Origin of the sequence: Streptomyces sp. IBSBF 2435, from assembly GCF_036815005.1 — a bacterium.
Taxonomy (GTDB): domain Bacteria; phylum Actinomycetota; class Actinomycetes; order Streptomycetales; family Streptomycetaceae; genus Actinacidiphila.
This window is the reverse complement of record NZ_JAJSYW010000273.1, coordinates 1-6,344: the sequence shown is the minus strand read 5'-3', so window position 1 is coordinate 6,344 and position 6,344 is coordinate 1. Positions and strand designations below refer to the sequence as shown.

Below are 6,344 nucleotides of genomic sequence, written 5' to 3'. Positions count from 1 at the left end.
CGCCCGACCCCCAGGACCCGGCGGCGACGCCCGGTCCCCGCCGCCCACCGGCGGACCTGGCGAGCCTCGCGGCGGCCGTCCGCTCCATCGAACGCGGCGAAAGCGCTGCCGCTCCGGCCCCGCGCGGCAATGCGGCCGAGGCCCGCCGCAAGCGCCGCGAGGCGATGGCGGCGGAGGCCGCCGCCCTCCAGGCGGCCGAGGCCGAGGCGGCGGACACGTCCGCACCGCCCCCGGGGACGGAGACCGCAGACGCCGGCGGGTCCGGTGCCGGTGCCGCGGAGGCCGCGGAGGCGGACGGCGCCGCGACGGCCCCGGGCGCCGAGGGCGCGGGCGGTGCGCCCGCAGGTGCCGAGGGCTCGGGCGGTAGCGGGTCCGGCTCCGGAACCGCGGGCGGTGCGCCCGACGCCGGCGACGCCGCTGGCGGAAGCGGGCCCGGCTCCGGCGCCGGCGATGCCGCCGAGTCGGCCACGGGCGCTCGCAGCGCCGGCGGCAGCGGGCCGGACACCGACGACGACGGGACAACGGCCGCAGGCACGCGGGACGCAGGCGCCGGCGGGTCCGGTGCCGGTGCCGCCGGTGGCGCCGAGCCGTCCGGCGACCGGCTCGGCGCCGGTCGTGGGGCAGGCGTGGATGGCGGCGGGCCGGACGGACCGGCCGGGGCTCCAGACGGGCCGACCGGCGACCGCGTCGGCGCCGGGCGTACGGCGGGCGTAAATGGCGGCGGGGCGGACGGCCGCACCGGCGACCCGGGCGGGCCTGCCGGGACTCCGGGCGCGGGCGACTCCCGGCCGCAGGGGCCGCAGGGTGGCCCAGCAGGCACCGGTCGGCCCCAGGGCGGCGCGCGGCGCGTGGCCTTGGACGCCGGGGCCGTCGCCGCGGCGGCTGCCGTGCTGGGCGAGGGCGGCGCGCCGGCCGAGCTGGCGGAAGGGGCCGTGCGGCTGCTCGGGGAGCGGGCCGCGGCGGAGCTGCGGGCCGACCCGTGGCTGGTGCTCGGGGTCGCCGGGGTACAGGTGGAGCAGGGGGACGCGTTCGCGCGCGGGCTGCTCGGGAGCGCGTGCGGCCCCGGCGACGAACGGCGGGCCCGCGCGCTGGTCGCCCGGGTGCTGGAAGACGCCGCCCAGCGCGGGCACACCGCGCTGCCGCCGGCTGACCTGCACACCGCCCTGCGCGGGTATTCCCTGCCCGACCCGGAGGCCGCGGTCACGGCGGCCGTCACGGACGGCCAGCTGCTGGTCTTCCGGGAGGGCGACGACCAGGACGAGGACGGCGAGGAGGACGTATCGCTGCTGCTCGGCCTGGACCGTTACGCGATGGCCGAGGAGAGCCTCGCGGACGGCTTCTTCCGGCTGCTGCGGTCCTTCGAGGGCGAGAGCGGGGGCGAGGAGCCGCAGTGGGCGCGTACGGCCGCCCCGACGCCTTCCGCGGCCGAGCTGATCAGGGCCGCGGCGGGCAGCGGCCTGGTCGTGCACTCCGGTGGTGAGGCGGCGCGTGCCGAGCCCGCCGCGCTGGTGGCCGCCGCACGGGCCGCGGGCCTGCGCGCCTACGCGGCGGCGTACACCGAGAACGGCCGCCGCAGGCTCGCCGCCGCCGTGGGCGAGGACGCGGCCGTGACGGTGGCCGGGCTGCTGTCCGGCGCCGAGGGGCCCGGGCTCGCCGGGGACGGCAGCCTCGGCCTGGACCTGCTGGCCGTGCTCGACGCGCCGCAGCTGTCCGTCGAGGAGGCCACGACGCTCGTGGAGGCGGTCCCGGACGGTGCCCGGCTGGTGCTCAGCGGCGACCCGCACGCGCTGTGGTCGGCGGGGGCCGGCCGGGTCTTCGCCGACCTGCTGGCGGCCCGGGTCTGCCCGCGGGTGGTTTCCCGTACGCCTGACCCGGGGCCGATCGGCGAGCTGGTGTCCTGCGTCGGCGAGGGCGAGCTGGCGTCCGTGGACGCGCCGGACAAGGAAGTCGTGGTGGTGCCGGTGCGCGACCCGCGCGAGGCCGTGCACCGTACGGTCCAGCTGGTCGCCGACTCGGTGCCGCGGGCCTTCGGCGTCGAGGGGGCGCAGGTCCAGGTGGTCACCACGGGCCACGGCGGCCCGGTCGGCACCCGGGCGCTCAATGCCGCGCTCAAGGAGCGCCTCAACCCCGGTCCCGGCCGTTTCGGCGGCTTCGACCCGGGCGACCGGGTCGTCCACGTACCGGTGCCCGGCCGTACGCTGCCCGGCACGGTGACCGGCGCCGAGCCCGAGGGCCTGCGGCTGGACTGCGAGGGGGGCTCGGTGCTGGTGCCGCGCGGGGACGTGGCGGCGACCGTACGGCACGGCTGGGCGGTGACCGGGCATCAGGCGGCCGGTATGCGCTGGCCCGCCGCGGTGGTGGTCGTCCCGGGCGACGCGGGGCCGCTGCTGACCAGGTCCTGGGTCTACACGGCGTTCGGCCGCGGTGAACGCCACCTGTCGGTGGTGCAGGGCGCGGAACAGCAGCTGGCCCAGGCGGTCGCGGGGCCGCCCGCGACGGAGCGCACGACCCGGCTGGCAGCGGTGCTGCGCGAGCTGACCGCGCAGGGCTGAGCCCCGGCGGCCCCGGGGCTGTGCCCCCGGGGCCGCCGGTCGTGCTCGGTCCCGCTCCGCCGTGCTCGGTCCTGGTCGGTCCTGCTCGCCGCGCACGGGCCGGCCCGGATCGGTCCGGGTCGAGGATCCGACACGGCTCAGTCCGGGTCCAGGACCCCCAGCTCGTCGTCGAAGACCGCGCTGACGTCGAAGCGGCACACCACCGTGTGCGGGTCGGCCTGGTCGAAGGGCGCCTCCAGCCACTCCCCCGGCTCGGCGGGCTCCACCGCCGAGACCCACACCGTGGAGTCGCCCTCCTCGAAGCCGAAGTCCTTGTGCCGCTGGGCGATCTCGTCGGGTTCGTACTCCCCGAAGATCACCCCGAGCGCCGCGTTGACGGTCGCGGTCGCCGACCCGTCGGTGTCCTCACTCGCATGTCTGGCCTGCGAGAAGAGCCGGTCGGGTGCGACGACCGTGTAGTCGCGGCGGATCAGCACGCTGATCGCCTCGGGCTCTTCCGGACCCTCGTACTCCGGCATCGAACCGCCGGTGGGCACTTCGAGCGGGGTCACCTCGTCGTAGGCGTCGTACAGCAACTCGTCGTACGACTCGGCGGCCGAGGCCAGCGCCTCGAACGCCTCGTGAACGGCGGGGTCGTCCTCGCCGCTGCGCTTCTCGATCGCGTCGAGATGCCGGTCGAGCGCGGCCTTGACCGCCTCGACTGCGGCACGGACCTCGGCCGCCGTGGGCTGCACGTCATCAGACATGAGGCAGACGCTATCCGCACCAGGGCGTTGCTTGCACAATAGATGCGATGCCGGAATACGAATTCAGAGAGATGTACGTGCCGCGTGGGGTCTCCCGCAAGGACGCGACACGGTTGCTGACCGACGAGGCGGAGTACGGGCACTGGGAAGTGGACCGGCTCCGCCTCTATCCCGACGGGAGCAGACGCGTGCGGCTGCGGCGCCGGATCATCCGTCAGGTGCGGGCCACCTGGTGAGATGGCCCGCACGTGAGCGGCCTTGACCGGCCCTGACCGCGGGCCGGACGTCGGGCCAGGCTTCGGGCCGGGCTTCGGGCTGCGGTGCGCTCAGCCCTGGGTGCGGCGGCCGCGGCGGTAGAGCAGGGCGCCGCCGAGCAGCAGGGCGCCGGCGGCGAAGGCGCTGAGGGCCATGCCGTCGGAACCGGTGTGCGCGAGCGTGCCGGTGCTGTTGCCGGGCGTCGCCGGGGTGAGGTGCGACACAGGGGCGCCGGGCTTGCCCGGGGCGCTGGGCGTCACGGGGGTGCCCGGGTTGCCCGGGGTGCTCGGCGTACCCGGAGTGCCCGGAGTGCCCGGAGTGCCGGGGGTGCCCGGGTTCCCGGGAGTGCCGGGCGTACCCGGATGTCCCGGGTGACCGGGGTGTCCGGGGTGGCCGGGGTGTCCCGGGTGGCCGCCGGGCGGTGTCACGGGGTTCCCCGGAGTGACCGGGGTGACGGGCGGTGTCTCGACGTTCGCGCAGTCGTTCCCGAAGACCGGGTTGAGCAGGCCCACCACGTCGATGGTGTTCCCGCACACGTTGACCGGCACGTCCACCGGCACCTGGGCGGCGTTGCCCGAGCCGACGCCCGGCGAGTGGTGGGCGCCGCCGCGGGCGACGGACCCGCCCCCGCCGCCGCCCGGGTGGGCGGAGACGTTGGCGCAGTGGTTGCCGAACGCGGGGTTCAGCAGGCCCACCACGTCGATGGTGTTGCCGCACGCGTTGACCGGCACGTGCACCGGGACCTGGACCGTGTTGCCCGACACGACGCCGGGCGAATCGGCGGCCGCACCGAACGCGCCCGCGTCGGCGTACGCCAGACCACCGGTCGCGGCGATCACCCCGCCGGTGGCGACCACGGTGAGCAGGCCCTTTTTTGCGACCTGTCGCATTACTTCCCCTAACCTTCCCCTGCGTTCAGGGATCCTGGAATGGCGAGCGGCCCCGGAACGCAGGTGGGTGCGTCCGGGGCCGATCCGGCGTCGGCCGCGCAGCCTGCACGGCCGCGGCGTGATCAGCTGTTGACGCAGGTGTTGCCGAAGGCGGGGTTGAGCAGCCCGACGACGTTGATCGTGTTTCCGCACACGTTCAGCGGGATGTGCACGGGGATCTGGATGACATTGCCCGACAGCACACCGGGGGACGCCACTGCGGCGCCCTGGGCACCGGCGTCGGCGGCGGCCATACCTGCGCCCGCGAGCATGAGACCGCCGGTGGCGACGGTGACGGCGACGACCTTCTTGATCATTCGTATTCCTCCTGGTGGGACAAGCGCGGCCCGGCCTGCGGACCACACCGTCGTAACGACCCCGGAGAAAGAGGGCTACGAAGGCATCGGGCCTTTCACCCGTACCGGCGAACGAAACCACCGGTACGGGTACAGCTGACCGATCGGTCAGCTCTGTTCGATGAAACGGTCCAGGACGCGGACGCCGAACTTCAGGCCCTCCACCGGTACGCGCTCGTCCACGCCGTGGAACATCCCGGCGAAGTCCATCTCGGGCGGCAGCTGGAGCGGGGCGAAGCCGAAGCAGCGAATGCCCAGGTCGTTGAAGGACTTGGCGTCGGTGCCGCCGGAGAGCATGTACGGCACCGCGCGCGCCGCCGGGTCCTCGGCACGCAGCGCCGCCTGCATGGCGTCGACCAGGGTGCCGTCGAAATCGGTCTCCAGGGCCTTGTCGGTGTGCAGGGACTCGCGCTTGACGCGCGGGCCGAGGATACGGTCGAGGTCGGCCAGGAACTCCTCCTCGTGGCCCGGCAGGTAGCGCCCGTCGACGTGGGCGGTGGCCTGCCCGGGGATGACGTTGACCTTGTAGCCGGCGCCGAGCATCGTCGGAGCGGCCGAATTGCGCAGGGTCGGGCCGATCATCTTGGCGATGCCGCCGAGCTTGGCCAGCGTCGAGTCCATGTCCTCAGGGTCGAGTTCAGTGCCGAACGCGTCGGACAGCTCGTCGAGGAAGCCGCGTACCGACTTGGTGACCCGGACCGGGAATTCATGCCGGCCGAGCCGGCCGACCGCCTCGCACAGCTCGGTGATCGCGTTGTCCCTGTTGGTCATCGAGCCGTGGCCGGCGGTGCCGTCCACGGTGAGCCGCATCCAGTGCATGCCCTTCTCTGCGGTCTCGATCAGGTAGAGCCGCAGATTCTCGTTGACGGTGAAGGAGAAGCCGCCGACCTCGCCGATCGCCTCGGTCACGCCCTCGAAGAGGTCGGGGTGCTCGGCGACCAGGTGCTTGGCGCCGAAGGTGCCGCCGGCCTCCTCGTCGGCGAGGAAGGCCAGCACGATGTCCCGCGGCGGCTTGCGCCCGCTGCGCATCCGGTCGCGGACGACCGCGAGGGTCATCGCGTCCATGTCCTTCATGTCGATCGCGCCCCGGCCCCACACGCACCCGTCGGCGACCTCGCCGGAGAAGGGGTGCACGGTCCAGTCGTCGGCGTTGGCCGGGACGACGTCGGTGTGCCCGTGGATCAACAGCGCGGGCCGCGACCGGTCGACACCCTCGATCCTGGCCACGGTGGAGGCCCGGCCCCGGTGCGACTCGAAGATCTGCGGCTCGAGACCCACCTCGGCCAGCTTCTCCGCCACGTATTCGGCAGCGGCCCGCTCGCCCGGCCCGGAGTGGTCCCCGTAGTTGCTGGTGTCGATCCTGATCAGCTCGCTGCACAGATCGACGACCTCGTCCTCGCCCGTGACTCCCCCGCTGGTCGCACTGCCACGCCTGGACTCGCTCACGCTGTCTCTCCTCCTCGTCGCCCACCCGCCCGCTGCACGCGCCGGATGCCGCCCCCATCC

The 6,344-nt window shown here is 74.9% G+C and carries 6 protein-coding genes; 2 read left to right on the top strand and 4 right to left on the bottom strand.

Annotation, left to right across the window (positions count from 1 at the left end; genetic code table 11):
* The first annotated feature begins 164 nt into the window (after positions 1–164).
* Positions 165–2,552, top strand: a complete 2,388-nt coding sequence (locus V7E46_RS31725; RefSeq protein WP_333771640.1) for a helix-hairpin-helix domain-containing protein — start codon at positions 165–167, stop codon at positions 2,550–2,552.
* Positions 2,553–2,689: 137 nt separating this feature from the next.
* Here the strand turns inward: V7E46_RS31725 and V7E46_RS31720 are convergent, their stop codons facing one another.
* Complete coding sequence (locus tag V7E46_RS31720; RefSeq protein ID WP_333771639.1) at positions 2,690–3,298, bottom strand: hypothetical protein; 609 nt, start codon at positions 3,296–3,298, stop codon at positions 2,690–2,692.
* Between the two features lie 47 nt (positions 3,299–3,345).
* On the opposite strand from V7E46_RS31720, the gene V7E46_RS31715 reads away from it, so the two are divergent.
* Positions 3,346–3,534 carry a DUF5703 family protein gene (locus V7E46_RS31715; protein WP_073499534.1) on the top strand — a complete coding sequence of 63 codons (189 nt, stop codon included), beginning with the start codon at positions 3,346–3,348 and terminating at the stop codon, positions 3,532–3,534.
* A 90-nt stretch (positions 3,535–3,624) separates the two neighbouring features.
* Here the strand turns inward: V7E46_RS31715 and V7E46_RS31710 are convergent, their stop codons facing one another.
* The 3 genes from V7E46_RS31710 to V7E46_RS31700 form a co-directional block, all read right to left on the bottom strand.
* On the bottom strand, positions 3,625–4,443 hold the full coding sequence (locus V7E46_RS31710; protein ID WP_333771638.1) for a chaplin: 819 nt from the start codon (positions 4,441–4,443) through the stop codon (positions 3,625–3,627).
* A gap of 122 nt (positions 4,444–4,565) precedes the next feature.
* Positions 4,566–4,799, bottom strand: coding sequence for a chaplin (locus tag V7E46_RS31705; protein WP_329180440.1), 234 nt, complete (start codon positions 4,797–4,799; stop codon positions 4,566–4,568).
* 147 nt (positions 4,800–4,946) lie between these two features.
* Positions 4,947–6,284: a M20/M25/M40 family metallo-hydrolase gene (locus V7E46_RS31700; protein ID WP_333771637.1), complete on the bottom strand. Its 1,338-nt coding sequence runs from the start codon at positions 6,282–6,284 to the stop codon at positions 4,947–4,949.
* Between the last annotated feature and the right edge of the window lie 60 nt (positions 6,285–6,344).

Excerpts from the sequence above, each read along its gene's own strand:
- V7E46_RS31725 (WP_333771640.1), top strand. The coding sequence starts at position 165 with ATGGCGGCGGAGGCCGCCGCCCTCCAGGCGGCCGAGGCCGAGGCGGCG.
- V7E46_RS31720 (WP_333771639.1), bottom strand. The coding sequence starts at position 3,298 with ATGTCTGATGACGTGCAGCCCACGGCGGCCGAGGTCCGTGCCGCAGTC.
- V7E46_RS31715 (WP_073499534.1), top strand. The coding sequence starts at position 3,346 with ATGCCGGAATACGAATTCAGAGAGATGTACGTGCCGCGTGGGGTCTCC.
- V7E46_RS31710 (WP_333771638.1), bottom strand. The coding sequence starts at position 4,443 with ATGCGACAGGTCGCAAAAAAGGGCCTGCTCACCGTGGTCGCCACCGGC.
- V7E46_RS31705 (WP_329180440.1), bottom strand. The coding sequence starts at position 4,799 with ATGATCAAGAAGGTCGTCGCCGTCACCGTCGCCACCGGCGGTCTCATG.